The 23,932-nt window shown below is 67.2% G+C and carries 29 protein-coding genes, 4 tRNA genes and 1 pseudogene; 23 read left to right on the top strand and 11 right to left on the bottom strand.

Annotated elements, in window-relative coordinates:
- Nucleotides 1–73: 73 nt before the first annotated feature.
- The gene (locus AB0K05_RS15440) at nucleotides 74–1,066 is read left to right on the top strand and encodes a hypothetical protein (RefSeq protein WP_364229630.1); all 993 of its coding nucleotides are present in this window, start codon (nucleotides 74–76) and stop codon (nucleotides 1,064–1,066) included.
- A gap of 1,451 nt (nucleotides 1,067–2,517) precedes the next feature.
- Here AB0K05_RS15440 and AB0K05_RS15435 read toward each other — a convergent pair.
- The gene (locus AB0K05_RS15435) at nucleotides 2,518–3,252 is read right to left on the bottom strand and encodes a helix-turn-helix transcriptional regulator (RefSeq protein ID WP_364229628.1); all 735 of its coding nucleotides are present in this window, start codon (nucleotides 3,250–3,252) and stop codon (nucleotides 2,518–2,520) included.
- A gap of 146 nt (nucleotides 3,253–3,398) precedes the next feature.
- On the opposite strand from AB0K05_RS15435, the gene AB0K05_RS15430 reads away from it, so the two are divergent.
- Genes AB0K05_RS15430 through AB0K05_RS15420 form a run of 3 tightly spaced genes read left to right on the top strand, consistent with a single transcriptional unit; the run spans nucleotide 3,399 to nucleotide 4,847 of the window.
- Nucleotides 3,399–3,743 carry a hypothetical protein gene (locus AB0K05_RS15430; protein WP_364229626.1) on the top strand — a complete coding sequence of 115 codons (345 nt, stop codon included), beginning with the start codon at nucleotides 3,399–3,401 and terminating at the stop codon, nucleotides 3,741–3,743.
- Nucleotides 3,744–3,749: 6 nt separating this feature from the next.
- Nucleotides 3,750–4,223: a GntR family transcriptional regulator gene (locus tag AB0K05_RS15425; protein WP_364229624.1), complete on the top strand. Its 474-nt coding sequence runs from the start codon at nucleotides 3,750–3,752 to the stop codon at nucleotides 4,221–4,223.
- A 57-nt stretch (nucleotides 4,224–4,280) separates the two neighbouring features.
- Nucleotides 4,281–4,847: an HD domain-containing protein gene (locus tag AB0K05_RS15420; protein ID WP_364229623.1), complete on the top strand. Its 567-nt coding sequence runs from the start codon at nucleotides 4,281–4,283 to the stop codon at nucleotides 4,845–4,847.
- Here AB0K05_RS15420 and AB0K05_RS15415 read toward each other — a convergent pair.
- Nucleotides 4,815–5,291 carry an NUDIX domain-containing protein gene (locus AB0K05_RS15415; protein WP_364229621.1) on the bottom strand — a complete coding sequence of 159 codons (477 nt, stop codon included), beginning with the start codon at nucleotides 5,289–5,291 and terminating at the stop codon, nucleotides 4,815–4,817. The two genes, AB0K05_RS15420 and AB0K05_RS15415, sit on opposite strands and share 33 nt — an antisense overlap.
- A gap of 3 nt (nucleotides 5,292–5,294) precedes the next feature.
- Entirely contained in the window at nucleotides 5,295–6,035 is a 741-nt protein-coding gene (locus AB0K05_RS15410; protein ID WP_364229619.1) for a helix-turn-helix transcriptional regulator, read from the bottom strand.
- A gap of 147 nt (nucleotides 6,036–6,182) precedes the next feature.
- Between AB0K05_RS15410 and AB0K05_RS15405 the strand changes: the two genes are divergently transcribed.
- Both AB0K05_RS15405 and AB0K05_RS15400 read left to right on the top strand, forming a co-directional pair.
- Entirely contained in the window at nucleotides 6,183–6,389 is a 207-nt protein-coding gene (locus AB0K05_RS15405; RefSeq protein ID WP_364229617.1) for a hypothetical protein, read from the top strand.
- Nucleotides 6,386–6,577, top strand: a complete 192-nt coding sequence (locus AB0K05_RS15400; protein ID WP_364229615.1) for a hypothetical protein — start codon at nucleotides 6,386–6,388, stop codon at nucleotides 6,575–6,577. Before AB0K05_RS15405 ends, AB0K05_RS15400 begins: the two co-directional genes overlap by 4 nt.
- On the opposite strand, the gene AB0K05_RS15395 is transcribed toward AB0K05_RS15400, so the two are convergent.
- On the bottom strand, nucleotides 6,537–6,908 hold the full coding sequence (locus tag AB0K05_RS15395; RefSeq protein WP_364229613.1) for a winged helix-turn-helix domain-containing protein: 372 nt from the start codon (nucleotides 6,906–6,908) through the stop codon (nucleotides 6,537–6,539). The genes AB0K05_RS15400 and AB0K05_RS15395 overlap by 41 nt on opposite strands.
- Before the next feature lie 108 nt (nucleotides 6,909–7,016).
- Here AB0K05_RS15395 and AB0K05_RS15390 point away from each other — a divergent pair, with 108 nt between their 5' ends.
- The 10 genes from AB0K05_RS15390 (at nucleotide 7,017) to AB0K05_RS15345 (ending at nucleotide 13,365) form a co-directional block, all read left to right on the top strand.
- Entirely contained in the window at nucleotides 7,017–7,346 is a 330-nt protein-coding gene (locus AB0K05_RS15390) for a hypothetical protein (protein WP_364229611.1), read from the top strand.
- Nucleotides 7,339–8,658, top strand: coding sequence for an FtsK/SpoIIIE domain-containing protein (locus AB0K05_RS15385; RefSeq protein ID WP_364229609.1), 1,320 nt, complete (start codon nucleotides 7,339–7,341; stop codon nucleotides 8,656–8,658). The genes AB0K05_RS15390 and AB0K05_RS15385 overlap by 8 nt, the downstream gene beginning before the upstream one ends.
- Before the next feature lie 14 nt (nucleotides 8,659–8,672).
- On the top strand, nucleotides 8,673–9,362 hold the full coding sequence (locus tag AB0K05_RS15380; RefSeq protein WP_364229607.1) for a DUF2637 domain-containing protein: 690 nt from the start codon (nucleotides 8,673–8,675) through the stop codon (nucleotides 9,360–9,362).
- A 20-nt stretch (nucleotides 9,363–9,382) separates the two neighbouring features.
- Entirely contained in the window at nucleotides 9,383–9,727 is a 345-nt protein-coding gene (locus AB0K05_RS15375; protein ID WP_364229605.1) for a hypothetical protein, read from the top strand.
- Nucleotides 9,728–9,740: 13 nt separating this feature from the next.
- Nucleotides 9,741–9,902 (top strand): hypothetical protein, encoded by a 162-nt coding sequence (locus AB0K05_RS15370; protein ID WP_364229603.1) that lies wholly within the window; start codon nucleotides 9,741–9,743, stop codon nucleotides 9,900–9,902.
- 6 nt (nucleotides 9,903–9,908) lie between these two features.
- Nucleotides 9,909–10,031 carry a hypothetical protein gene (locus tag AB0K05_RS15365; protein WP_364229601.1) on the top strand — a complete coding sequence of 41 codons (123 nt, stop codon included), beginning with the start codon at nucleotides 9,909–9,911 and terminating at the stop codon, nucleotides 10,029–10,031.
- 97 nt (nucleotides 10,032–10,128) lie between these two features.
- Nucleotides 10,129–11,502, top strand: a complete 1,374-nt coding sequence (locus AB0K05_RS15360; RefSeq protein ID WP_364229599.1) for a replication initiator — start codon at nucleotides 10,129–10,131, stop codon at nucleotides 11,500–11,502.
- Nucleotides 11,499–11,684: a helix-turn-helix domain-containing protein gene (locus AB0K05_RS15355; protein ID WP_364229597.1), complete on the top strand. Its 186-nt coding sequence runs from the start codon at nucleotides 11,499–11,501 to the stop codon at nucleotides 11,682–11,684. The genes AB0K05_RS15360 and AB0K05_RS15355 overlap by 4 nt, the downstream gene beginning before the upstream one ends.
- Entirely contained in the window at nucleotides 11,681–12,925 is a 1,245-nt protein-coding gene (locus AB0K05_RS15350; protein WP_364229595.1) for a tyrosine-type recombinase/integrase, read from the top strand. Before AB0K05_RS15355 ends, AB0K05_RS15350 begins: the two co-directional genes overlap by 4 nt.
- Before the next feature lie 245 nt (nucleotides 12,926–13,170).
- The gene (locus AB0K05_RS15345; RefSeq protein WP_364229593.1) at nucleotides 13,171–13,365 is read left to right on the top strand and encodes a hypothetical protein; all 195 of its coding nucleotides are present in this window, start codon (nucleotides 13,171–13,173) and stop codon (nucleotides 13,363–13,365) included.
- Nucleotides 13,366–13,518: 153 nt separating this feature from the next.
- On the opposite strand, the gene AB0K05_RS15340 is transcribed toward AB0K05_RS15345, so the two are convergent.
- Both AB0K05_RS15340 and AB0K05_RS15335 read right to left on the bottom strand, forming a co-directional pair.
- A tRNA-Lys gene (locus tag AB0K05_RS15340) sits at nucleotides 13,519–13,594 on the bottom strand.
- A gap of 49 nt (nucleotides 13,595–13,643) precedes the next feature.
- The gene (locus AB0K05_RS15335) at nucleotides 13,644–14,798 is read right to left on the bottom strand and encodes an acyl-CoA dehydrogenase family protein (protein WP_148035277.1); all 1,155 of its coding nucleotides are present in this window, start codon (nucleotides 14,796–14,798) and stop codon (nucleotides 13,644–13,646) included.
- A gap of 93 nt (nucleotides 14,799–14,891) precedes the next feature.
- Between AB0K05_RS15335 and AB0K05_RS15330 the strand changes: the two genes are divergently transcribed.
- Entirely contained in the window at nucleotides 14,892–15,191 is a 300-nt protein-coding gene (locus tag AB0K05_RS15330; RefSeq protein WP_148035278.1) for a PspC domain-containing protein, read from the top strand.
- On the opposite strand, the gene AB0K05_RS15325 is transcribed toward AB0K05_RS15330, so the two are convergent.
- Nucleotides 15,192–16,466, bottom strand: coding sequence for an MFS transporter (locus AB0K05_RS15325; protein ID WP_364229590.1), 1,275 nt, complete (start codon nucleotides 16,464–16,466; stop codon nucleotides 15,192–15,194).
- 109 nt (nucleotides 16,467–16,575) lie between these two features.
- Nucleotides 16,576–16,917: a metallopeptidase family protein gene (locus AB0K05_RS15320; RefSeq protein ID WP_219543028.1), complete on the bottom strand. Its 342-nt coding sequence runs from the start codon at nucleotides 16,915–16,917 to the stop codon at nucleotides 16,576–16,578.
- Nucleotides 16,918–16,959: 42 nt separating this feature from the next.
- Here AB0K05_RS15320 and AB0K05_RS15315 point away from each other — a divergent pair, with 42 nt between their 5' ends.
- From AB0K05_RS15315 to AB0K05_RS15300, 4 genes are all read left to right on the top strand, one after another.
- A complete protein-coding gene (locus AB0K05_RS15315) occupies nucleotides 16,960–18,519 on the top strand; it encodes a metallophosphoesterase (protein ID WP_364229588.1) in 1,560 nt (519 codons plus the stop codon).
- Nucleotides 18,520–18,592 (top strand) — tRNA-Glu (locus AB0K05_RS15310). It abuts the gene before it with no gap.
- Between the two features lie 87 nt (nucleotides 18,593–18,679).
- A tRNA-Asp gene (locus AB0K05_RS15305) sits at nucleotides 18,680–18,754 on the top strand.
- A 5-nt stretch (nucleotides 18,755–18,759) separates the two neighbouring features.
- Nucleotides 18,760–18,833: transfer RNA gene (locus tag AB0K05_RS15300), tRNA-Phe, on the top strand.
- 531 nt (nucleotides 18,834–19,364) lie between these two features.
- Here AB0K05_RS15300 and AB0K05_RS15295 read toward each other — a convergent pair.
- The 3 genes and pseudogenes from AB0K05_RS15295 to AB0K05_RS15285 form a co-directional block, all read right to left on the bottom strand.
- Nucleotides 19,365–20,092 (bottom strand): annotated as a pseudogene (locus AB0K05_RS15295) (site-specific integrase).
- 180 nt (nucleotides 20,093–20,272) lie between these two features.
- Nucleotides 20,273–21,658, bottom strand: a complete 1,386-nt coding sequence (locus AB0K05_RS15290; RefSeq protein WP_364229586.1) for an amidohydrolase family protein — start codon at nucleotides 21,656–21,658, stop codon at nucleotides 20,273–20,275.
- Entirely contained in the window at nucleotides 21,655–22,416 is a 762-nt protein-coding gene (locus tag AB0K05_RS15285) for an Atu4866 domain-containing protein (RefSeq protein ID WP_345483003.1), read from the bottom strand. The genes AB0K05_RS15290 and AB0K05_RS15285 overlap by 4 nt, the downstream gene beginning before the upstream one ends.
- 102 nt (nucleotides 22,417–22,518) lie before the next feature.
- On the opposite strand from AB0K05_RS15285, the gene AB0K05_RS15280 reads away from it, so the two are divergent.
- Both AB0K05_RS15280 and AB0K05_RS15275 read left to right on the top strand, forming a co-directional pair.
- On the top strand, nucleotides 22,519–23,373 hold the full coding sequence (locus AB0K05_RS15280; RefSeq protein WP_219543009.1) for a helix-turn-helix transcriptional regulator: 855 nt from the start codon (nucleotides 22,519–22,521) through the stop codon (nucleotides 23,371–23,373).
- Nucleotides 23,370–23,840 carry an Atu4866 domain-containing protein gene (locus AB0K05_RS15275; protein WP_261808934.1) on the top strand — a complete coding sequence of 157 codons (471 nt, stop codon included), beginning with the start codon at nucleotides 23,370–23,372 and terminating at the stop codon, nucleotides 23,838–23,840. The genes AB0K05_RS15280 and AB0K05_RS15275 overlap by 4 nt, the downstream gene beginning before the upstream one ends.
- Nucleotides 23,841–23,932 lie beyond the last annotated feature (92 nt).

Raw genomic sequence — 23,932 nt, 5'->3', positions numbered from 1 at the left:
AGAGCAGAGTCCGGCGACCGTACGACGTGCTGCCTTGTATGCGATCATCAAGGAATGACAACAAGAAAGGCCCATGGTCGCTGATCAGCGCCTCGCGCTCCACGCGACGCTCCCCGACCGCTACGCCCAGCATGAGGTCATGGCCTCAACCATCGACCACCGCGGCCGGCTCGCCGCCCTGGTCGCCGACCCCGCCCAGGGCTTCGTCCCCATGCCTCACTTCTCCGGACTCCGGCCGCCCCCGCGCTACGACGCAACCGCCGTCATCTGCGATGGCGCGGAGCCCCGCGAGATTCCGCTGACAGATCTCGACCAACGGTTCACTAGCATCGACACCTACGGCGACGGCATCGTGCTGGCCGCTGCCCGCTGTGCGCGTGTAGACATCGACGTTGAGCGCTACCAGGAGCCAATCCCAGAGGACGAGTTACACCTCACGAAGAACGTCCGGGTGATCGATGAAGGCGGACAGACCCAGTCGGCCTTCTACGCCGGTGACGGCATCGAGCAACTCATGACGGATGCCCAGGGCGCTATCTGGATCAGCTACTTCGACGAGTCGAACTACTGGTTCCCCAACCCGGACGGCACCCGCTCCTACGGCTTCGCGATCGGCCTGGCGCGCTGGGGCAGTGACGGTGGCCAACCCTGGATGGCGCCGCTCCACACTCCAGACGTCTTCTGGTGTGATTGCTACTCGTTGAACGTCGGACGCGACGTGGTCTACGCCTGCCCCTACCCCGACTTCCACCTGATCGAGATCGACAGTCAGGGCGTCCGCAGCATCAGCCCAAACCCCATCACACGCTGCCACGGCCTGGCCGTCTCAGGTGCTGAGATTGCCTTCCTCAATCAACACCGAGCGGATGGCGGGTTCCGCTGGGGGATCCGTAGAGCCCACCGACAGAACGGAGCCGTCACCGAATCAGACCGGCTGAACCTGCTGCTGCCACACGACCGACACCCGACCGGCTGGGCCCGAGGGAGGATTGGCAGAGACGGGACACTGTGGCTACACGAGGACGGAGACCCGCGCCATTGGTACCGCTATGAAATGAATTCCTAGCCCAATCCGGGATTGCTGGCAACGCAAGGAAGCCCCTAACGGCATAATGCCTGTTCAGGGGCTTCCTACTGCAGAGCCGACGTGGGGAATCGAACCCCAAACCTTCTGTTTACAAGGGCAGGGCAGACGGCTTGTGGATCACCTCCACGTCACTCTGAACAGCAGGCATGGATGGCCGCCGTGCGGTTGAGTGAGTCGGTGTTGCTGTACTGGCTGCTGTACGGCGGACCTCAGCCCTTGGACCCGGCGGCAAGGACCGACGAAGTCGGTCCGCGGCAGCGATCGCCCCAACCAGGACGGCGAGCGCCGAAGTGAGCGATCGTCACGGCCTTAACCACTTCGATGTGCAGCCATTTATCCGCAGCAGCGAACAGCCGCAAGAGGCAGTCCGCGAGGCAGGACGATTTATACGGTCCAGAGTGCCTGCCCTTCCCCTGAGCGTTGGTAGCCCAGCACCCACACGTCGCATCTTCCGGATTGACATCTCGTTCGACTTGCGGTGCCATGAAAGATGCTCAAGTGCACCCCGGCACACTCGATGCATCACTACTTCACGAATAAAGATCGTCGCCAGTAGCAAGGGGGCCTTCATCATGGAGAATGAGAAATGTTCACATTGCAACACTTGGAAGATCGAATGTGAGCACTGCGAAGGTCGGGGATACTTCGGAAACGAGCCCTTCGGCAGTCCGGAGTGTGATCGTTGCGATGGTCGCGGCATCAAGTGCCCGGATGCCTACCGAGGCACCAACTGCGGCTAAGGCTTACCTATCGGAGGCATACCTTGATCTGGCGGAACAAGCAGCGGGCTCAGGAGAAGGCTCAGGCGAAGGCCGACGCCAAAGCAAGAGCCCTGGCCACATGCAAGCCCGGAGACTCCGAGCACACTGCCGGGGTAAATCACGCGTGGAAGCAAGTTGAGTCCGGAGAAGATCGGAGAACCGGAAGAGTGCGATGGTACACCTCATACAGCTGCCTCAAATGTGAGGCTGGCAGGATGAGCCTCAGCGAGTGGGAGTATGACTGAGGATCAATCTAAATTCATCTTCCGATGCTTAACGAGAAACATGCTTCGCATGCGCCGCCACTCAAACCTCTTCCCCAATACTGCCAACACGATAATCGTTTGTCAGATGAACAGCGTATAGCCGCGACACGCAATCGTGATGCCATGGGTTCACCCTGGCGTCGGAGCACTTCCGCCATAAGGCGTTCTTCGCCTCGTTGAATGGAGCAGAAGCCCACATCCCTCGCGGTATTAGTGAACGTCCTGCACGTGGTTCTGCCTGCGATCGATGGTGCGGCGGGGTGGCCGGGCGGGACCGGCCCGGAGAGGCCGCACGCCCGCCCGGACCGCCCGGCCGCCCGCCGCCCATCGGGCGGCGGCTTGATCACGTGAAGATAGGTTGCTTTCTGATCTTGCGTCTCAGTGATCTGAGTGTTGCGCCTGTTCAAGCGCCATCTGCATATGCGGTTGCGGAGGCCCAGACGCGTTCGAAGCTGGCCAGGTAAGTCTCTGCTGCAGCCTGCTGTTCGGTGGCACGTAGGTGCATGACGGGGGCCTGGGCTGCGGGTGTGCCGTAGGCGTGGGTGTTGATCAGGAGGTTGTCGTCGGAGCGGTAGATCGAGTTGTAGAGCACGGTCCCATGAAGCCGGATCTCTGCCGTGCCGCTTCCGAGCACAGTGCGGTAGAGGGTGAAGGCGTTTCTGACGCGGGCGGCCATGATGGGTGCTCCGATGGCCTCGTCGATGCCGCGGGTTGCCACTGCCGGGGCATCGGGGTCGCCGAGCAGGATGCGGACGTTGACGCCGGCGCCAGCTTGGGCGGCCAGGAGTCGGATGAGGCCGGTGTCTTCGGCGAGGAACAGGCCGCTGTAGGTGAGGATGCCGATCTCTCGGGTGGCGGACTCGAAGTGGTGTCGCCAGGTGTGCTGGGGGACGGCCCAGCGGTGCGGGTAGACGGCCTGGACCTCGTCGGAGATGACGCGGTGGTGCTGGGTCGCCTCCGGCCAGAGGTCGGCTTCGTCGACGTGGAGGAGGTCGGCGATGGCCCAGCGGTGGCGGGGGTAGGGCATGCGCCCTTTCAGCCATCGATGCACCGTCTTGGGGTCAACGGCGAGGCGGGCGGCGATGTCGGCGGGCTGGAGGCGGGCGTTGGCGAGGGCGTGGCGAAGGTTGTCGTTCAAGGCGCACCTCCGGCGGGGACGGGGTGTTCTGCCTGCGAAGCTAACACGAGACGTCCCTAGACGTCCCTGAGTTGAGGTGTAGAGGTTCCACGCTGGAGGCGAATCTCGACGTACACAGACGGTGACGGCGAGAGGACGCCTCGGCGATGAAGAGCATCAAGGAACAGCAGGCCGCCTACGCTCAGCGGTTGCTGACCACGCTGCGGGACGAACTGGTCGAGCGGCAGATCACGGCGGTGCTGGTGGTGGCCGCCGACGGCCGGCCCGGGCTGGACGTGACCGACAGCCGATTCCGGACGCGGCGGGTCTACGCCCATCTGGCGTTCTGCTGGTTCTACTGGGGAGATCGGGAGGACGAGCGGGTCACCTCCCTGCGCATGCCGACGGCGGTCGACCGGATCGAGCAGGCCACGCGGGACGGCTGGCACGAGGGCAAACAGGGTGAACTCGGGATGGACCTGAGCCGTATCGTCGACGCCTACCGTGCCTGACCTTCGATGGCGGAAGAGCGGGCCTGGCTGACGGGTGGGCGCGTCTATACGCAGCTGGCGGACCGGCTGCGGGATCGGATCGCCTCCGGCGTGTACGCGGTGGGCGACGTGCTTCCCTCGGAGGCGGCACTGTGCCGGGAGTTCGGGATCGCCCGCAACACCGCGCGGCGCGGGCTGGCGATCCTGGAGGACGAAGGACTGATCGTGACGGTGCCGTCCAAGGGCCGCATCGTCACGACGGTCTCCGTCCTGTCGTCGGATGCTCCGTACAGCTACCAGCGGATCGCGAGCGAGCTGCGCGAACGCATCCAGAGCGGAGAGCTGGCCGTGGGGGCGGCGTTGCCGAGTGAGCTGACGTTGCGGCAGCGCTTTGCGGCCTCGCGCAACACGGTGCGGCAGGCTCTCGCGCTGCTCGAGCAAGAGGGCCTGGTAGTGGCCGAGCAGGGGCGAGGCCGGTTCGTGAAGGGTGAGACGTCCTAGGACGTCCTCGCGGGCAGACTGGCACGCATCCGGCATCCCATGCCTATCGTAGACGGCGTGGGACAAGCTGAATGGGCTCATGACCTGGCCGAAGACCTGCTGAAGACGGATCTTCCCCGGCGCTGGGCACACACCCAAGGAGTCGCCGCCCGGGCCATGTCGCTGGCCCCGATCCTCGGCGAGGCGACCGACACCCTGACCGCCGCCGCCTACCTGCATGACATCGGCTACGCCCCTCGCCTGGTCGTCACGGGCTTTCACCCCCTCGACGGAGCCCGCTACCTCCGCGATGTGCACCACGCAGACGACACGCTGTGCCGCCTGGTCGCCCATCACTCCTGCGCCGTCAACGAGGCCCTTGAACGTTCCCTGTTCGACGCGCTCACCGCAGAGTTCGACGAGGAACCGCCGGAGCTGGTGCGGGCGCTGACCTACTGCGACATGACCACCGGCCCCGACGGCATCCACCTGGACGTCACCGAGCGTCTCGCTGAGATCCATGCCAGGTACGGTGCCGACCATCTGGTGTCCCGCTCCATCACCGCCTCGACACCGTGCATCCTGACGGCGGTCCGAGAGGTGGAGACGGCGCTAGCCGATGTACGGCAGGCCGGTACCGGCTAGGTAGTGCTCGATCCGCATCCGCATCGAGCGATCCATCCGCAGCGTGGCCACCTGATCGCGAGACACCCAGCGGACCTCACGGGACTCATCGCTCGGGGTCGGCTCGCCGTTGAGCACGCGGCCGGTCAGAACCAGGGAGAACTCCTGACGCGCCTCGCCGTTGGAGGTGTAGAGGATGACGTGGCGGGGGTCGCTGTAGGTGCCGACCAGGCCGGTGATCTCACAGGTGATCCCGGTCTCCTCCAGTGTCTCCCGCACGGCGGCCTGCGGGATCGACTCACCCAGGTCGATCGCGCCGCCGGGAACCGCCCAGTTGCCGTTGTCCGTGCGACGGATCATCAGCACCTCGCCCGCGTCGTTGGTGACGACCACGTTGACGGACGGCACGAGGCTGTTGGCCGCGGGGGCATCGGGGTCGTCGTAGTAGTCGATCCGCTTGGCCATGGCTCAGGACCCTATCGGCCGGGCGCCCTCCCAGACGCGTTCGAAACTCTCGGCGTAGGTAGCGACCATGTCCCCGCCGATCACCTTGCGCAGATGGAAGACCGGCGCATTGCCCGCCGGCACCCCGTACACGTGCGTGTTGACGAGGAACTGATCGTCAGCCTGGTAAATCGAGTTGTACAGCACGGTCGCATGCAGCCGGAACTCGATGTTGTCCCGCCCGATCAGCTCCCGGTACAGCACGAGCACGTTGCGGATCTTGGCTGCCATGCCGTCGTCGATGCCCTCGTCCCGCCCGCGCTGGGCCACCTCGGCGCAGTCTGGATCGCCCAGCAGGATGCGTACCCTCACCCCGGCGTCGGCCTTGTCGCCGAACATCCGGACCAGACCAGTGTCGTCGGCGAGGAACAACCCGCTGTAGACCAAGACGCCGATCTCCTCGGAGGCCGAGGCGAACAGCCGTCCCCACACGTCCCTCGGCACCGCCCAGCGATGCGGGTACACGGTGACGATCTCGGACTCCGACGCCGAGGCGACCTGGTCGCGAGTCAGCGCTGAGGGCCACAGGTAGGTCTCGTCGGTATCCAGGTACGACGCCACCGCATATCGGTGTTTCCGGTAGGGCGAGCGGCCCTTGGTCACCCATCGCTCGACCGTTTTCGGGTCTACCTCGATGGCCTCCGCTAGCTGGGCGATGCTCACGCCGCGCTGCAACAGCGCCGCCCGCAATCTCTCGTTCGCCATGTCACCTGCCAGCAGGACGTCTGGGGACCTGGCCATCGTAGGACGGACGTCTTGAACATGTCCCGTCGTGTAGTGATCTCGTCCTGACTCTCCGTCGCATTCTCGGTTCGCAAGCACGAACCGAGATCCGAAAGGAGAGGTGATCACATGACTGACGAGATCTACCCGGAGCCCGCCTGCGAGTGCGGCGCACGCCTGGAGGAGGGGCGGACGCGGTGCCGTAAGTGCCTGGCCCGGGAGCGCTGGATCAAGCGGTACGCGGGAAAGCGCAGGCGTGGCGGTCGGCGCGGCGAGACCCGTCGGCCCCCTCGCGAGCCTCGCGGCCTGGCCGAGGCGGGGGTGATCTGGTCATGACCACGATCATCCTGATCATCGCCGGACTGCTCGGCATCGTGCTGCTGACGGGCTACATCGCGGTCCTGGTCGGCATCCGCCGGGAGGACAAGGCGCTGAGCCTGCACCAGCGACCGCGGGGGGCGTCAGCGGCGTTGGCCCGGAAGGTTACCGGCTGCTACGTCCGGGACGGCGTGTCGTGGACGTAGCTAGCTGCTCCTCGACCCGCGACAGCCGTACCGACAGGTCCTGTACGGCGGCGCGCAGCTCGGCCACCTCACCGGCCGCGTGGCCGCCGCCGGCGGGGCGTTGGTCGGGATCGCTGACGAACACGCCTTTGCCCTGCTGGCCGATCACCAGGCCCTCGTTGCGCAGGATGCCGACGGCCATCTTCACCACGGACAGCGAGGCGTCGTATCGCTGGGCCAACTGGGCGGTCGACGGCAGAGGGGCTCCGGGCGCGAGAGACCCGCCGCGGATCTGCGCGCGGAGATCGTCGGCGATCTGCAGGTAGCCGGGCTGCCCGGTGTTCTTGACCATCGCCTTCCATCACACCACGAAACGGCAACCAAGCCAACCGAGAGCACATTGACAACCAGGCCAACTAGGTTAACTATGTTGGCAGGATGAATAAGGAGGTCAGAGACCATGCGTTCCGTTCCGATCCCTGTGGATGCAAGCAAGCTCGCCATCACCTGCGTGAAGGCCGCGCGCCCTCGCGTGCTCAACCGCGACACCGGCGAGATCAAAACCGACAAGGACGGCAACACCGTCTACGAGGTCACCGTCTCCGTCGAAGACGAGCTCGGCCGGATCGAACTCGTCAAGATCGGCATCACCGGAGAGCCGCCCATCAAGGCGGGAGACGCCGTCAACGCGGTCGGCCTGCTGGGCTACGTGTGGGAGATGGCCGGCCGGTGGGGCATCTCCTACCGCGCCTCGGCCCTGCTCCCGATTCGGGAGGCCGCCGATGCGTGACGCGCTGCTCGTGCTCACAGTCCTGGCCGCAGTGGCGGCCGGGCTGTGGGCCTGGCGCCGCCTGCACTACCCCTCGTTCTGGCTCGCGCTCGGCTTCCCGCTCGCCGCCCTGTTCGTGCGCACGTCGTGGCGGCGGGTGGCGCTCGGCTGCGGGCTGACCAAGAAGCGGCAGCGCTGGTGGTTCACCACCGTGCCCGGCGCGATCGCCTCCACCGGTCTGGTCAAGGTCCGCCGCCGCTTTCAGCGGGTCGCCGTCGACACCAAGCCGTTCATGTGGCTGCCGCTGCCCACCCGGAACGGGTGGCGGGTCACCCTGCACACCCTGGAAGGCCAGACGCCCGGCGACTACGCCGACGCCGCCGAACGGCTCGCGCACTCCTGGGGCGTGCACGCCGTGCGCGTCTCCTCCGACAAGCCGGGCCGGGTCCGGCTGTCGGTGACGATGCGGGATCCGCTGGTGAAGGTCGAGGAGTTGCCGCCTTCCACTGAACTGCTCAAGGTCACCGTCGGCAGGCTGGAGACCGGCGGCCCGTGGGTCATCGACTTCAAGACGGTGCCGCACTGGATCAACGCCGGGGCCACCCAGTCCGGCAAGTCCAACCTCGCCAACGCCCTCATCGTCGGCCTGTCGCCTCAACCAGTAGCGCTGGTCGGCTTCGACCTCAAGGGCGGGGTCGAGTTCACCCCCTACGCGCCACGCATGTCCGCACTGGCGACCACCCGCGCCGAGTCCGTGTCGCTGCTGGAGGACCTCGTCGGGCTGATGCTCGACCGGATGGGGCTGTGCCGTCAGGCCGGTGCCCGCAACATCTGGCAGCTTCCTCCCGGCGTCCGCCCCGTGCCCGTCGTCGTCCTGGTGGACGAACTGGCCGAGCTGTACTTGATGGCCGACAAGTCGGAGAAGGACGAGATCGCCAAAGCCTCGACGGCGCTGTTGCGGGTGGCGCAGCTCGGAAGGGCGTTCGGCATCTACCTGTTCTGCTGCGGCCAGCGCATCGGCTCCGACCTCGGCCCTGGCGTCACCGCGCTCCGGGCGCAGTGCTCGGGGCGGATCTGCCATCGGGTCAACGACCCGGAGACCGCGACCATGACGCTCGGCGACCTCGACCCCGCCGCACTCGTCTCCGCTCGTGCAATTGCCGCCGAGACACCCGGCGTCGCCATCGTCGCCAGCCAGGACGGCCAGTGGTACCGGGCCCGCTCCTTCTACGTCAGCGAGACCACCGCCGAACGGGCCGCTCAGACCCACACGCATCTCGCCCCGGCCTGGGACGAGATCACCGCTCACCTGCCTGAAGCCATCACCGCCTGAAAGGGAGGAGAACGATGCGACGCCTGGCCTCCTGGCTGCTCGACACCGGACCTGTGCTCGTCTTGGCCGCCATCGCGGGCGCGGGGTCGTTCACCCACATCCGCGACACCGCCAGCCAGCACGGCCAGACCGGCTGGATGTCCTGGGCCATCGCCGTCTGCATCGACTTGACCTGCGTCATGGCCGCCCGCGAACGCCAACGCGACAAGCGACGCGGCACCGGCCGGCACGGGCGCATCACCTGGCCCGTCCTCGTCCTGAGCGGCGGCGTCGTCCTGTCCCTGGCCGCCAACCTCGCCCAAGCGGACCCGACCGTCTGGGGCTGGATCACCGCCGCCACCCCGGCCGCAGCCTTCCTCATCGCCATCTCGATGCTGGAACGCCGCGCCACCCGCCCGGAACCCGTCACCCCGGCGGCCACCGCCATGGCCGCAGAGGCGGTCTCGTCCGCACCCGTCCTGGCTTCGTCCCACGTCCCTGAACTCGTCCCGCACCACGGCTCGGACGAGGACGACCGCCAGGACGGCCAGGACGACGCGCGGGACGGTGACCTCGCACCCGCACTCGTCGACTACGCCCGCCGCGTCGCCGACGAACACCACGCCAAACACGGCAAGCCCATCACCCGCGACGCCCTGCGCGCACGCCTGGGCGTGTCCAACCAACTCGCCTCCGACCTGCTCCGCACCCTCCGCACCACCTGACCAGAAGGGAGACCCGACCGATGACCCACGACCACCGCACCGCGCTCATCAACGGCCTGCTCGCCTTGGCCGCGTTCCTGCAGGACCACCCCGACGTGCCCACCCCTCGCAGCCTGACCCTGCACCACTTCCCCCGCCAGGACAGCGACGCCGAACAGTGCGCCGAGATCGACCAGATCGCCACCCGCATCGAGGCGCCCACCACCTACAGCGGAGACCATTCCGGCCACTACGCGACCTCGCGCTTCTTCGGTCCCGTGGAGTACCGGGCCGTCGCCATCCTGGCTGCCGCCCGCGCCCGCTACGACGCCGAGACCACATACCGCGGCTGCATCGAACCCGACCCAGTGCCCGCCACCAGATAAGGAGCCCCTGATCATGCGCATCCGTCTCGATGGCACCCGCGTCGAACTCACCGACGCCCTGTTCCGTCTACGCCTGAACTTCACCGTCGCCGACGTTTCCCGCGCCTACCCCGACCGCGCCCGGCCCCGCCACTGGCGCATCTACCTCACCACCCAACCCCGCGAAGGGAGGTGACCGCTCATGCCTGAACGCATGCCGGTGATCCATTACCGCTGCTGTACCTGCAACGGCACCGGCCTCGATGCCGACGACGCCAGTTGCTTCGACTGTGACGGCACCGGCATCGACAACCACGGCGCCTAAAAGGCGCAGCACCCCCGGCCTGGCCGCACATCCGCCAAGACACACGCCAGGTCGGGGGCCATCCCCACACCCGAACGAGTGAGAGGAGGTCTCCATCTTGCCTGCAACCCATGCCAACGCGCACGCCATCACCGGCATGATCACCCGACTCAACCGGCCCGACTACGACCGCTGGGCAAGCCAGATCCGAGCCACCGGCGGCTGCCGCCAGCCCATCCACCTGCGTGGCAAGGTCGAACACTACGACCAGGCCACCGGCCAACTCCTGCACCGCTACACCACCAAGCACGAACCGGACGGCATCCTGCGCGTCCCGTGCAAGACCCGCCGCGCCTCCCGCTGCCCCGCCTGCGCCGAGACCTACCGCTCCGACACCTACCACCTCATCCGCGCCGGCCTCGTCGGCGGCAAGGGCGTCCCGGAGACCGTCACCCAACACCCGACCCTCTTCGCCACGCTCACCGCCCCGTCCTTCGGAACGGTCCACGCACGACGCGAGCACGGCGGCAAGGTCCAGCCCTGCCACGCCCGCCGCAACGCCGCCACCTGCCCGCACGGCCGCGTCATGTCCTGCACGCAACGGCACCATAAGGACGACCCCCGCCTCGGCGAACCGCTGTGCCCCGACTGCTACGACTACACCGGCTCGGTCATGTTCAACGCCCTGGCCCCATTGCTGTGGAAGCGCTTCGCCGACGCCGTCCGCCGCCGCCTGGCCAAACTCGGCGGCCTCACGCTCAAAGAACTCCGCCACCACCTCACCCTCTCCTTCGCCAAGGTCGCCGAATACCAGCGCCGCGGCGTCGTCCACTTCCACGCCGTCATCCGCCTCGACGGCCCCGACGGCCCCGCGTTCCCGCCCCCGGCCTGGGCGACCGCCGAGGTCCTGACGCGAGCCATCCAGCACGCCGTTACGGCGGTCAAGGCCACTGCCCCGGCCTACCATGACCAGCCCGAACGGGTCCTGCGCTGGGGCGACCAGATCGACATCCGCTCCATCACCCTGGACGGCGACCTGACCGACCAGGCTGTCGCCGGCTACATCGCCAAGTACGCCACCAAGGCCGCCGAATGCGTCGGCACCCTGGACCGCCGCATCAACCCCCTCGACAACCTGGAAGCCTTCGGCCTACGCGCCCACGCCCGCCGCCTGATCACCACCTGCCTGGCACTAGGCGCGATCAGAGAACTGGCCGAACTCCGCCTCGCCGACTGGGCCCACATGCTCGGCTTCCGCGGCCACTTCTCCACCCGATCCCGCCGCTACTCCACCACCCTTGGCCAACTCCGCGCCGCCCGCGAACACCACGCCCGCGACACCGAGATCACCACCGGTCGGCTGCCCCTCTTCGAGGAGGACAGCGTCCTGGTCGTCAGCGAATGGGAGTACGCAGGCAAGGGCCATTCCGCCGGGGATCTTCTCCTGGCCGCAGCGCTCACAAGTAAGCCCGCGCCCGGAGGTCGTCCATGACGCGACTCCTCCTCACAGTCTCCGAAGCCGCGGAAGCCCTGGCCATCTCCCGCGCCAAGCTCTATCAGCTCATGGGGTCCGGCGCGCTCGCGTACGTCCAGATCGACCGTTGCCGCCGCATCCCGGTCTCCGCCCTCGAATCCTTCATCTCTGCTCTCGCCGACAAGGAGGTAGCAGCATGACCAAGGCCAAGGAACCTACTCCCGACGAGCCCGCTTCCAAAGGCAAGCGTGGCAAGAAGCCCAAGCTTCGTCACGGCATCATCAAGCGCGGAACGACCTGGTACTACGTCATTCGCGTGAAGGACCCGGAAACGGGCCTCAGCAAACCCAAGTGGGTAGGCGGCTATGCCACCGAGGACGAGGCCAAGGCGGCCCGTGATGAGGCACGCGTGACCGCTCGACGGGGCGACTACGTCGACCGCAACACCATCACGGTGGGGGAGTACCTCGATGACTGGATCGAGGCTCACGCCATGCAGATCAAGCCGCGCACCCTCAAGGACTACCGCATGATCATCCGGCTGTACGTGAAGCCGAACATCGGCCGGTTGAGGCTTCAGGCTGTCCGCCCGATGACGATCACGAAGCTGTACCGAGACCTCCTGACCTCCGGTGGGCAGGACGGCAAAGGCCTTTCATCCAGATCGGTGATCTACGTTCACGCGGTTCTTCGCAAGGCGTTTGGCGACGCCGTGGATGTAGACCAGCTCATCGCTTTCAACCCAGTAGAGCGGGCCAAGCGCCCGAAGTACCAGTGCGCCGAACCGGGCACGGTCTGGACGCCTGCCCAGCTCCGCACTTTCCTCACACTGGCACGGCAGCATCGGCTGTACGCCTTCTTCCACCTCGCCGCGTACACCGGCGCCCGTCGCGGAGAACTGCTCAACCTGCGCTGGGCGGACCTCGATCTGGATGGCAAGACGGTGACCATCGCGGGCTCAGCGGGGATGGTGGATGGTGAACGGATCGAGGGCACCACGAAGAGCGGGCGAACGCGTCTGGTCACCCTCGACGAGGAGACCGTGAACGTGCTGCGCGAGCATCGCAAAAGTCAGGCCGAGGACCAGCTCCTCGTCGGCGACGAGTGGCGGGGCCAGAGGAATGGCTACGTCTTCGCGAACGGCTGGGGCCATCCCATCTACCCCGACACGGTGACCCAGCTCATCCGGGACCTCGTCAGGGCGTACAACGAGCCCAAGAGTGGCCCGAAGCCCAGGGAACCCTTGCCTTACGCTCGCCTCCACGACCTCCGGCACATCCACGCCACGACTCTGCTGCTCGCCGGTGTGCCTGTGCATGTCGTGGCAGCCCGTCTCGGCCATGCCGACCCAGCGATCACTCTGCGGGTCTACGCGCACGTGATCCGTACGGCCGAGGCGCGCGCGGCGGAGGTCTTCGCAGAGGTGGTCAAGTCGGCCTAGCGCTCAGGCGCATATGACTGGGCGGCTTGAGGATGCAGATCCTCAGGTCGTCCAGTTCTTCTTTTCTGCGGATCTTGAATGCCCTAGTATGTTGCCGCCTTGTCCATGAGACAGGCTGCGTGGGCCAGTGGGGCCAGCACACTGGGGCGCTTCTCGGCGGCCTCTCTATCTGGATACCCGGGCGGAGCTATGTCCTGATCGTTGATCAAGGGCTCCCGGGTGGTCAGAGCCGAGAAGGGGAAAGCGTGACTGAGACCTCCCGCAGAGTGTTCCTGCTCTTCATCGCGGCACTCATTGGAGTCATCGTTGGAGAGACCACGGGCATTCTGGTCGCCATCGACGGAGGAAGTATCTCCCAGTGCTTCATGGCCGGCGGCGGAGCCTTCGCCGGAAGCGTGGCATTGTTCCTCGGCGTGTTCCACGCGCTCAAGGTGCTGTGACGCCTGGCTTGCAGGTTCCCAGCTCGCTCCTAGGCCGCTGGGAACCTGCACGGCCAGGACCGTCGGGGAGATGATCTGAGCAGGAAGAACTTCCTGTTAGCAGATCCGTTAGCAAACACCTTCGGACAAAGATCGCTCCGGGGATGTAATGCCTGGTAGGGCGCCCGGGGCTCGAACCCGGAACCTACGGATTAAAAGTCCGCAGCTCTGCCAATTGAGCTAACGCCCCCTAGCAACAGCCAAGCGTACCGAGGTTACCGCCAACCCCGCGACGCCCTTTACCGGTATGCCGCCAGCCCCGTCAGCGCCTCGCCCAGCACCAGGGTGTGGATCTCCTGGGTCCCCTCGTACGTGAGCACACTCTCCAGGTTGTTCATGTGCCTGATCACAGGGTACTCCAGCGTGATCCCGTTGCCGCCGAGAATGGACCGGGCCTGCCGGGCGATGTCCAGGGCGGAGCGCACGTTGGCCATCTTGCCGAAGCTGATCTGCCGGGCTTCAAGCTCACCCGCGTCCTTCAAGGCGCCCAGGTGCAGCGCGGTCAGCCCCGCCTGGGCCAGGCCCACGTACATCCACGCCAGCTTCTCCTGGGTCAGTTGGAAGGCGCCGATCGGCTTGCCGAACTGGACGCGGGTCTGGGCGTACTCGACGGCCGCCTCGACGCAGGCCCGCGCGGCGCCCACCGCCCCCCACAGGATCCCGAAGCGCGCCTCGGACAGGCACGACAACGGCCCCTTCAGCCCTCGGACCCCGGGCAGCACGGCCGACTCGGGCAGGCGCACGTCGTCGAAGTAGAGCGATGAGGTGACCGATGCCCTGAGGGACAGCTTCTTGTGGATCTCAGGGGCGGAGAAGCCCGGGGTGTCGGTGGGGACGACGAAGCCGCGGACGCCGTCGTCGGTCTGCGCCCACACCACCGCGACGTCCGCGACGGATCCGTTCGTGATCCACATCTTCGAGCCGTTGAGCACCCAGTCGGAGCCGTCGCGCTTGGCGTACGTGCGCATGCTCGCGGGGTCGGAGCCGTGGTCGGGCTCGGTCAGGCCGAAGCACCCGATCGCCTCACCACTGGCCATCCGGGGCAGCCATTCCGATTTCTGCTCGTCCGACCCGTACCGCCAGATGGGGAACATGGCCAGCGAGCCCTGCACCGACACGAACGACCGCAGCCCCGAGTCGCCGGCCTCCAACTCGCGGCAGGCCACCCCGTACGAGGTCGCGTCCGTGCCGGCGCAGCCGTAGCCCTGCAGGTGCATGCCGAGCAGGCCGAGCGAGCCGAGCTCGGGCGCGAGCTCGCGCGCCGGGAACGTGGCCTCCTCGAACCAGTCTCCGACGTGCGGCAGGACGCGGTCGGCGACGAAGGAGCGGACGGTGTCGCTGATCAACCTCTGGTCACCGTCGAGGCGGTCGTCCAGGCGCAGCAGATCGTCCATGACGTGCTCCTCTCCTCGTTATAGGGGGCTACCAGGGTTCTACCAGGGGCAATCCTGATGTGCGAATGCCAGGGTTGAGGGCAGTCTTGAGTCATGAGCGAATATCACAGCAGCAAGCAGTTGCGCAGGACCCACAAGGGCCGGATCCTCGGCGGCGTCTGCTCCGGCGTCGGCGAGTACGTCGGCATCGACCCCAACATCATCCGCATCGGCCTGGCGATCGTCACGCTCTTCGGCGGCCTCGGCATCGGCGTCTACGCGATCGGCTGGCTGCTCCTGCCCGAGGAGGGCAAGGACACCTCGATCGTGCAGGACCTGCTGGCCAAGCAGCAGCAGAAGAGCAGCAGCACCGGCAGCCCCTGGACCGAGGACGACCACAAGCCGCGGCAGTGATCAGGCAGTGGCCTGCGCGCGCATCCTGGCGCCGCGCGCGTCGGCCCAGATCACGGTCAGCACGACGGCGGCCGTGAGGCCGGTGACGCCCGACAGGGCGACCACCGGCTCGGGGCCGAGCCGTTCGGCGGCGTAACCGCCGATCAGGATGGCGATCCCCTGCACCGCCATCAGGCCGGAGTGCACCAGGCCGAACGCCTGCCCGCGCTGGCCGTCGGGCACCCGCTGGACGAACGCCGCGTTCGCCGCGAGCTGGTAGGCACCCCCGACCCCGGATAGAAACCATCCCGCCAGCACCACCTCCAACGGCGGCCGCATCGCGGTCACGACGAGCGGCGCGCAGCTCAGCATGGCCAGCCACCCCATCAGCCGCAGCCTGCCCGGCGGCGAGACGAACCGGCTGAACAGGAACGCGCCCACCACGGTGCCGGCCGGCATCGCCGCCATCAGAAGACCGGTGATCACCGGGATGGGCATGACGCCGGTGTAGAGCGCGACCGCGTACGGCACCGCGATGCCTTCGGGCAGCACGTAGAAGCCGCACAGCCAGGCGAAGAGCACGAGCGTGCGCAACTTGCGGTCACCGAAGACGAGTCTGGCTCCGGCTCTGGTCATCGCCCATATGGACGGCCTGGCTCCGGGACGGCCCGGAGCGGGCCGCCGCCGCACGCCGGTGACCAGGATCAGCGCCGACGCCAGGAAGGTGGCGGCGTTCAGGGCCAGGGCGCGGTACGGGCCCATGGCGGCGATCATCGCGCCGCCCGCGGCGAAGCCGAGCATCTGCACGGCCTGGTTCGTCATGTTCTGCAGTGCCGAGCCGACCACGTACCGGTCGCCTGCGAGCACCTCGGGCAGCACGGCCGCGCGCGCGGCCGAGAACGGCGCGCTGAGCAGCACGACGAGGAACACCAGCGCGCACAGCACCGGGAAGGGCATGAACGGCAGCGCCATCACACACACCAGCCCGGCCCGCAGCAGGTCGCAGACCAACATCACGCCCCGGCGCGCGAACCGGTCGGCCAGCCCTGCGAGCAGCGGCCCGCCCAGGATCGACGGCAGGTAGGTGAGCGCGTAGACGGCGGCGGTGGCCAGCGCCGACTTGGTGCGGTCGTAGACGAGCACGGCCAGCGCCACCTGAGCGAGCTGGTCACCGAGCAGCGACAGGCCCTGTGCGTACCAGAGCGCTCTGAACTCTTTGACGGCGATGACCTCGCCATAGGTGGCTTGGCGCTCAGTGGATCGCCTGTGCCGCCCCGTCAGCCGTCGCGCCCGCATGGCCCCCACTGGACTCCGCTGTGCCTGACTCACAGTGTTGAATATGTCACCTAAGGTGCCCGATCAATCGGCAACGTGCAACCCAAAGCAGCGCGTCCTGTGCAAAGAGTTACCAGCCCAGCTCGTGCAGGCGGGCGTCGTCGATGCCGAAGTGGTGGCCGATTTCGTGAACCACCGTGATCCGTACTTCCTCGATCACTTGCTCTTCGGTGTCACAGATCTGACAGATCGGATTGCGGTAGATCTCGATCCGGTCGGGCAAAACGGCTGAGTACCAGTCGCCGCGCTCGGTGAGAGGAATGCCGGTGTACAGGCCTAGCAGGTGGGGTTCTGGTGGATCGTCGACGACGGTCACGACGACGTTGCTCATGACCCGGGTCAGGTCGGGCGGGATCGTGTCCAGCGCCTCGGACACGAGCTCATCGAACCTCTCCGGCGAAACCTCGATCACAATTGTCATTCTGCCTCTCGGCTCGGGTATCCAAGAAGGCGTATGAACTTCTCGGACATGCTCAAAAAGGTCATCCAGTCGAGAGTGACCAAGGCTGCGGCGGTGCTCCTGGTGGCCGCGGCCGGCGCCTGGCTGGGCATTTTCCTGAGCGGCACCGTACGAGCGCAGATCGGCCCGGTCGAGACCGGCATGACCGTCCGGCCGTCGTGGACCGGCGAGACGATCGTGGACGCCAGCCCGCTGGGCACGCTCACGTTCCGCAGCCACGACGCGCCCCTCACGCTCCGCATCACCCTGGAGAACATCGACCAGGAGCGCGCCCGCCTCCTCCTGGAGGACCCCAGGCTGACCGACCGGCTGCCCGGCATCATCGAACGCGACCTGATGGACGGCGTGGGCGAGCTCGCGATCCGCTCACTGCTGTGCGCGGGCGCCGGCGCGCTGCTCGCGGTCCTGATGGTGTTCAGGCGTCCGCTGGTGGCCCTGGCGGGCCTGATCGCGGCGTCGGTGGCGCTGGCCGGCACGGGGATGTTCGCGGTCCGTACGTTCCAGCCGAGCTCGCTCGTCGAGCCCCGCTACTCCGGCCTGATCGCCGCCGCGCCCTCCCTGGTGGGCAGCGCGGAGGCCATCGTGACCAGATTCGAGTCGTACCGCGCGCAGCTCACCAAGCTTGTGACGAATGTCTCAAAGTTGTACGAAGCCGTCTCGACCCTTCCTCTGTACGACGCCGACGACCGGTCCATCCGGGTCCTGCACGTCTCCGACATCCACATCAACCCGATCGCCTGGAACGTGATCCGCTCCCTGAAGGACCAGTTCTCCGTCGACCTGATCATCGACACCGGCGACATCTCCGACCACGGCACGCAGGCGGAGAACAAGTTCGTCGAGGAGATCGGCACCCTGGGCGTCCCCTACGTGTTCGTACGCGGCAACCACGACTCCAAGGCCACCCAGCGCGCGGTCGCGAAACAGAAGAACGCCATCGTCCTCGACGACAAGATGCGCAACGTGGAGGGCCTGGACATCTACGGCCTCGGCGACCCCCGCTTCACCCCCGACAAGACCACCGCGGTCAACCCGGACCCCGCCTCGATGGAACAGTTCGGCCGCGACCACCGGGCCGCCGTCGAGGACGCCGACCTCGTCGCCGTGCACGACGACATCGTCGCCCGCGGCTTCTCCGGCACCACCCCGCTCGTCCTGTCCGGCCACGCCCACGTCCGCAAGACCACCATGCTGCCCACCGGCACCCGCGTCATCGTCCAGGGCTCCACGGGCGGCGCCGGCCTGCGCGCCCTCGAACACGAGGAACCCACCCCCGTCCAGGCGTCCGTTCTGTACTTCGACAAGGAGACGAAACGCCTGCAGGCCTGGGACGACATCACCCTCGGCGGCCTCGGCGAGCAATCGGTGTACGTCCAACGTCACGTGGAACCCGACCCGGCACGTACAATCTCCCCAGAGCCAACGAGCGCCCCGTCGCCATCGGGAACGGTCAACGGCCCGACCACGCCGGCCAACGGAATGCCGCTTTGGCATGAGGGGCGATCGTCCCCTATGCTTCAGAGGTCTCCGACGGAAGGCGACAGGGAATCCTGAGCCCCCATCGTCTAGCGGCCTAGGACACCGCCCTTTCAAGGCGGCGGCACGGGTTCGAATCCCGTTGGGGGCACTGCGAGCGCGAAGCGCACCGCGAAACGGATGGTCTGAGGCCACCGGGGAGCTGGTAAGCTAAGCGAGCGCAAAACGAACGAAGCAAGGTCCTGTAGAGCAGTTTGGAGTGCTCGCCACCCTGTCAAGGTGGAGGTCGCGGGTTCAAGTCCCGTCAGGACCGCTCTAGGTCAGGTAGCTCAGTTGGTACGAGCGTCCGCCTGAAAAGCGGAAGGTCGGCGGTTCGACCCCGCCCCTGACCACATCAACTGACCAGCAAGAATGCCCCGTAGTGATCATCGCTCCGGGGCGTTTCTGTGTCTGCTGACGGCAACCCTGACGGCAACGTCCTCTACCTGTAGCGTCGCGAGCAGTTGAGAGATCCCCAGAGATTCCCGCGCGACTTGCGGGACATGTGGGCATAATGTGATCCATGGGAGGGCGCGCGCGCCGCCGGAACCGGCGGCCCACACAGCCGCGGCCTGTCGATGCCCTCATACCGGGTCTGGCTGCGATGGGGGCCGCAGCCGCTGGCTTCGATGAAGCGCCCACGCCATCCCAAATAGGGTTCATGCTCCTCTCCGGTGGCATGACCAGTTGGATCGCCTGGCGCGGGGCACGGTGGAGACACGACGATAAATCGTCGCCCAAGCGTGGTGTTGCCCTAAAAAGTCCTAACAAGCTAAGTTGCGCTAGCCTGCCCGAAAGCAGGAGGTTGACAGCTCTGGCGGCTTGAAGTCCCAGGTCACAGAGCTAAGGGGCCTTCCCGAGTGAGGGAAAACCCCTTAAGACTTCTATTGGAGTGAATCTCCGAGCCGTCGACGTGCTTTTCGTTTCTCATCGAGAGAAGCATGGGCATAGATCGTCATGGTGACCTCGATGTCGCTGTGGCCGACGATCTCGGGCACGATGTGCGGCGGGACGCCGAGGTCCAGGAGGAGGCTCACGCAGGTGTGCCTCATGTCGTGAAGGCGTATCTCACCGAGGCCGGCGGCCTGACGGACGGCTCCCCAGCTTCGGTGGGGATTGTCGGGTTCCATCGGCGTTCCCGCCGAGACGGGAAGACGAGCCCGTGATCCTCCCAGTCAGGCCAGGCGTCTGACCCCTCGGCGAACTGCTGCCTACGGTGCTCCTTGAGAGCATCGACACCGATCTCGGGCAGCGGGATCGTGCGTTCGGAGTTCTCCGTCTTGGGACGGACGAACCGGAGCTCGCCACCGACGCGCTGGAGAGTCTGGACCACCTCCAAAGTGCCCGAGTCGAGGTCGACGTCCTCCCAGCGAAGGCCGAGCAGTTCCCCGCGCCGCAGGCCGAGGCAGAGCGCCAGAACGTACAGCGCGTGGAACCGATCCTCACGAGATACCCTCAGCACTCGTCGCGCCTGCTCGGTCGTCAGACCATGGTTCACCTTGTACGAGGGCACGGAGACCGTGACGAGCTTCGCGACGTTCCGCGGAATGATCTCCTCACGTACGGCCCGTTCGAGTGCATTCCGAAGGACCGCGTGGATGGACTGGATCATCCGTGTGGACAGATACGACCCCGCAGCATTTCGGAGCCTCAAGGGCGCAGCAGGTGAGTCGCTCACGGGAGGCGTCCCATCCGTGCTTGCTTGCAGCACTGGCATTCCTTCCGGACGCGGTTGATGAAGACCCGAACGTCTCGCTACCCGTCGGCGGAATCAGGCCGGGCGCTCAGGGCATCAAGCGGCCTGCCGACCGGTGATGGCGTCGACCGAGTCGTGCACCTGGGTGCGCAGGTCGTCCACGTCGACGCCGACGAGGCGCCCGGCCCACTTGCGGACGCGACCGGCGACCCAGACCGAGGTGATGTTGCCACGGTCGGCACCGAGCACGAGAGTCCCGACCGGGTCGTGCAGGGGCATGGTGTTGAGGTCCTCCGCGTCGACGACGATGAGATCCGCCTGCTTGCCGGGTGTGATGGACCCGGTGGTGTCGTCGAGCCGGAGCGTTCGGGCGCCGGACAGCGTCGCGAAGTCCAGGACGTCGCGTGTCGTGATGCGTACGGGCTCGTTGTCGGTGCCGTAGGCGGCGTGGACGGCGCGCATGCGTTGGACGGCGAGCAGGGTACGCATCTGCGTGAACATGTCCGACGCGAGCGCGACCTCGACATCCACCGACAGACCGGGCCGGATGCCGTGTTCGAGCGCCTCGTCGACCGGTGGGACGGCGTCTTCGAGGCCAATCTGCATGTCGGAGGTCGGCGCGAGCGACACGGTGACGCCCGTGTCGCGCATCGCGGACCACGCGTCGCCGGACAGGGCCGTCGAGTGGATCGACTCGATGTGCGGTCCGAGCAGTCCTTCTCGCTCCCACCGCACGATCGCCTCGGACGCCGCCGCCCCGAACATGACGTCGAGGCTCACTCCGATGCCGAGGTCAGCCGCGACCCGGGCCAGGTCGTGGCCGTAGGCGAGGCGTGCCCCGGCGATGTCAGGGGTGGCGAGAGCGGCGAGTCTCAGCGTGACCAGCTGGTCGTCGGTGGAGAAGTAGGTCGTCCGAAGTCGTGCCAGGTCGTGCGGCCACTGCTGGTCCCAGTCGCCGAAATGCGGGCTCATCGACGCGTGTACGCCGCGGATGCCGGATTCGAGCAACGCGGTGATCGCGGCGTCGGAGTGCGCGCCGGTTCGGGAGTTGTGGGAGAAGTCGAGCATCGTGGTGATCCCGCAGTCCAGCGCCGTGAGCGCCGCCAGGCGGGTTCCGACGTACATGTCGTGCGGCTGGTACAGCGGCGCGACCTGCATGAGCGTGGACTGGAGATAGCCCGCGAGGTCGTTGACGTCGGGGATGGTGCGCCGCATCTGGGCCTGCCAGGAGTGCCGGTGCGTGTCGACGAACCCGGGTGCGACGATGGAACCCGACACGTCGATGACGATCGCGTTCGCCGCCGTCAGGCCGCGGCCGACCTCCGCGATCCGATCGCCGCGCAGGAGCACGTCGGCGTCTTCGAGCGTCCCCAGTGCGGGGTCCACGGTCACCACGGTACCGCCGGTGAGCAGGACCAGACGGTCCGGATCACGCTCGGCGGTGGTGAGCGTTTCGAGGGTGGGCAGGAGGTTCTCTGTCATCGGACGTCCTTACGGCGCATCGTGTAGCCGGCGTGGTGCAGGGTGTCCCCGTCGAATTGGCCGAAGGCCCAGAATCCGAGGTCGTCGAGATAGTCGATGCGCTCGCCGTCGATCCAGTAGCGGCCTTGGTACGCGTGCGCGCGTCCGCCGCGGGTCTCGTCGTAGCGGCCGTCGGCGGTCAGCTCCTGGTGCAGGAAGTCCTCGGTGTCGATCCAGACGCCGACCCGGTCCGGGTCGACGCGGCCCGCGACGCCTGCGTCGGCGTCCGTCGTCGCGGGGTGCCGCGACGACGGGGCGAGCACGGTCCCGCCCCATGCGATCGGCACGCCGTCACGCAGGACCGCGCGCAGCCGCCCCGGATCGGTCAGCGAGGTACGCAGCGCCGTGGGCAGGTCCGGCGCGTCGGCGTCGTCCAGGACGGCGAGGTGCGCCGGGACACCCGGGGTGAGCGTGCCCGAACCCGCTGTGCCCGGACCCTCTGTGTGCGGGGCGTACGCGAGCATGGCGCTGATGTCCAGGACGGCGGGGATGATCGTGGTACCCGTGGCACGGATCACCACGGCGTTGTCGTCTTCGGCGGCGGTGATGATGCCCGGGCCGACACCGACGACGAGTCCCGCGCCGATCAGCACGTCGGCGTGCTCCATGGTCCCGATGACCGGGTTGAGGGTGTGCACGGTGGCATCGGTCAGCAGCAGTGGACGAGCGGCGCCCGTGAGGACGGCGTCAAGGTCAGCGGAAGTGAAGATTTCGGTCATGCGTTTGATTGTTGACAGGGCCTGGTCAGGGGAGAAGGCCGTGTTCGTCCTGGGTGCACTGGGACCAGGCTCCCGGCCGCGGGGAAACATAGCCTGGTCGGCATGACAACCTCAAGACTGGGTGACTACCTACAGGCCCGGCGCGCGCAGGTGGCGCCGCCCGATGTCGGTCTGCCCGAGGACGGGCGGCGGCGCGTCCCCGGCCTGCGCCGCGAAGAGGTCGCGATGCTGGCCCGCATCAGCGTGGACTACTACCTGCGGCTGGAGCAGGGCCGTGAGCGGCGGCCATCGCCGCAGGTCCTGGACGCGCTGAGTGACGCGCTGCTGCTGGACGACGACGGCCGGCTGCACCTGTACCGGATCGGGGGGGTGATCCCGCCCCCACGCCGGCAGGGCAGCATCGAGCAGGCGGCCCCCCAGTTGCTGGCATTGGCCGAGCTGTGGGACCGCACGCCGGCCCTGCTCCTGGGACGGGCCTACGACGTCCTGGCCGCGAACACGTTGGGGCGCGCGGTCTTCGACCACCTCCAACCCGGCACGAACCTGCTGCTCACGATTTTCCTCGACCCGTCGGTTCGCTCGTTCTACATCGACTGGGAGAAGGCCGCCGCCAATGTGGTCGCGGGATTCCGTTTCCTCGAAGGCGCCTGGCCGCACGACCCGAGGATCCAGGAGGTGCTGCGGACTGCCATGGAGAACAGCCGCGAGTTCGCCGACCTCTGGCGGCGGCGGGACGCACGCGGCAAGAGTGACGCCGCGAAGGTCCTGCTTCATCCCGATGTCGGCGAACTGACCCTGCAGCTACAGGCCTTCGACGTACGCTCCGCTCCAGGGCAGCAGTTGATCGTCTACCACGCTCAGGAGGGCACCCGGACCGCGAACGCGCTGCGTCTGCTCGGCTCGCTGACGGTGACTCGCTCCGGAGACCGGGACGATATGCGGGGGAGGACCTCGTGAAGACCCGCCTCGAAACCATGGTCGGCGGCATGGGCGTCGCCGTGTTCCTCGCCGGAGGTCTCGCCGCGTGCTCCGCGGGGCCGGACAGCGAAGGACTCGCAGGCCCTGACAACGCGGCGCAGCACGGCCGGCAGGAGACGCCGTCACCCGCCACGGCGACACCGCGGACACGCCCGGACGAGAACGGAGAGGCGTCACCGCACCCGTACGTCGGAATGTGGGTGACGGCCGACGGGCACATCCGCCAGGAGCTGCTCGCGAACGGCCGCTACGACGAGGCCCGCGGAGAGCGGGAGAGCGCCTACACGGGTTCCTATGTGGTCTCCGGGACCCGGATCGAGTACGCCGACGACACCGGATTCAGCGCGGACGGGACGTTCGACGGAGACGTACTGCACCACGGGGGCTACCTCTTCTACCGAGAGGGCAGCGACGCGCACCGACGAGCCGAGGAGGAACAACGGTGACGAACAGGGCACGGGCGGCGACGACGACGATCGGCACACCCGTCCTGCTCATCACCACACCCGACGGTTTTCAAAGAGCGTTCTTCGGTCCC

This window comes from Nonomuraea sp. NPDC049486 (assembly GCF_040676925.1).
GTDB lineage: Bacteria > Actinomycetota > Actinomycetes > Streptosporangiales > Streptosporangiaceae > Nonomuraea > Nonomuraea ferruginea.
The sequence above is the reverse complement of the archived record's forward strand: the minus strand, read 5'-3'. Positions and strand labels throughout refer to the sequence as shown.

Coding starts and splice junctions, on each gene's coding strand:
- AB0K05_RS15440 (WP_364229630.1), top strand. CDS start 74: ATGGTCGCTGATCAGCGCCTCGCGCTCCACGCGACGCTCCCCGACCGC.
- AB0K05_RS15315 (WP_364229588.1), top strand. CDS start 16,960: ATGAACTTCTCGGACATGCTCAAAAAGGTCATCCAGTCGAGAGTGACC.
- AB0K05_RS15415 (WP_364229621.1), bottom strand. CDS start 5,291: ATGGCCAAGCGGATCGACTACTACGACGACCCCGATGCCCCCGCGGCC.
- AB0K05_RS15290 (WP_364229586.1), bottom strand. CDS start 21,658: ATGACAGAGAACCTCCTGCCCACCCTCGAAACGCTCACCACCGCCGAG.
- AB0K05_RS15325 (WP_364229590.1), bottom strand. CDS start 16,466: ATGCGGGCGCGACGGCTGACGGGGCGGCACAGGCGATCCACTGAGCGC.
- AB0K05_RS15375 (WP_364229605.1), top strand. CDS start 9,383: ATGACCCACGACCACCGCACCGCGCTCATCAACGGCCTGCTCGCCTTG.
- AB0K05_RS15370 (WP_364229603.1), top strand. CDS start 9,741: ATGCGCATCCGTCTCGATGGCACCCGCGTCGAACTCACCGACGCCCTG.
- AB0K05_RS15330 (WP_148035278.1), top strand. CDS start 14,892: ATGAGCGAATATCACAGCAGCAAGCAGTTGCGCAGGACCCACAAGGGC.
- AB0K05_RS15365 (WP_364229601.1), top strand. CDS start 9,909: ATGCCTGAACGCATGCCGGTGATCCATTACCGCTGCTGTACCTGCAAC.
- AB0K05_RS15335 (WP_148035277.1), bottom strand. CDS start 14,798: ATGGACGATCTGCTGCGCCTGGACGACCGCCTCGACGGTGACCAGAGG.
- AB0K05_RS15355 (WP_364229597.1), top strand. CDS start 11,499: ATGACGCGACTCCTCCTCACAGTCTCCGAAGCCGCGGAAGCCCTGGCC.
- AB0K05_RS15390 (WP_364229611.1), top strand. CDS start 7,017: ATGCGTTCCGTTCCGATCCCTGTGGATGCAAGCAAGCTCGCCATCACC.
- AB0K05_RS15425 (WP_364229624.1), top strand. CDS start 3,750: ATGGCGGAAGAGCGGGCCTGGCTGACGGGTGGGCGCGTCTATACGCAG.
- AB0K05_RS15430 (WP_364229626.1), top strand. CDS start 3,399: ATGAAGAGCATCAAGGAACAGCAGGCCGCCTACGCTCAGCGGTTGCTG.
- AB0K05_RS15350 (WP_364229595.1), top strand. CDS start 11,681: ATGACCAAGGCCAAGGAACCTACTCCCGACGAGCCCGCTTCCAAAGGC.
- AB0K05_RS15395 (WP_364229613.1), bottom strand. CDS start 6,908: ATGGTCAAGAACACCGGGCAGCCCGGCTACCTGCAGATCGCCGACGAT.
- AB0K05_RS15385 (WP_364229609.1), top strand. CDS start 7,339: ATGCGTGACGCGCTGCTCGTGCTCACAGTCCTGGCCGCAGTGGCGGCC.
- AB0K05_RS15280 (WP_219543009.1), top strand. CDS start 22,519: ATGACAACCTCAAGACTGGGTGACTACCTACAGGCCCGGCGCGCGCAG.
- AB0K05_RS15405 (WP_364229617.1), top strand. CDS start 6,183: ATGACTGACGAGATCTACCCGGAGCCCGCCTGCGAGTGCGGCGCACGC.
- AB0K05_RS15410 (WP_364229619.1), bottom strand. CDS start 6,035: ATGGCGAACGAGAGATTGCGGGCGGCGCTGTTGCAGCGCGGCGTGAGC.
- AB0K05_RS15380 (WP_364229607.1), top strand. CDS start 8,673: ATGCGACGCCTGGCCTCCTGGCTGCTCGACACCGGACCTGTGCTCGTC.
- AB0K05_RS15285 (WP_345483003.1), bottom strand. CDS start 22,416: ATGACCGAAATCTTCACTTCCGCTGACCTTGACGCCGTCCTCACGGGC.
- AB0K05_RS15400 (WP_364229615.1), top strand. CDS start 6,386: ATGACCACGATCATCCTGATCATCGCCGGACTGCTCGGCATCGTGCTG.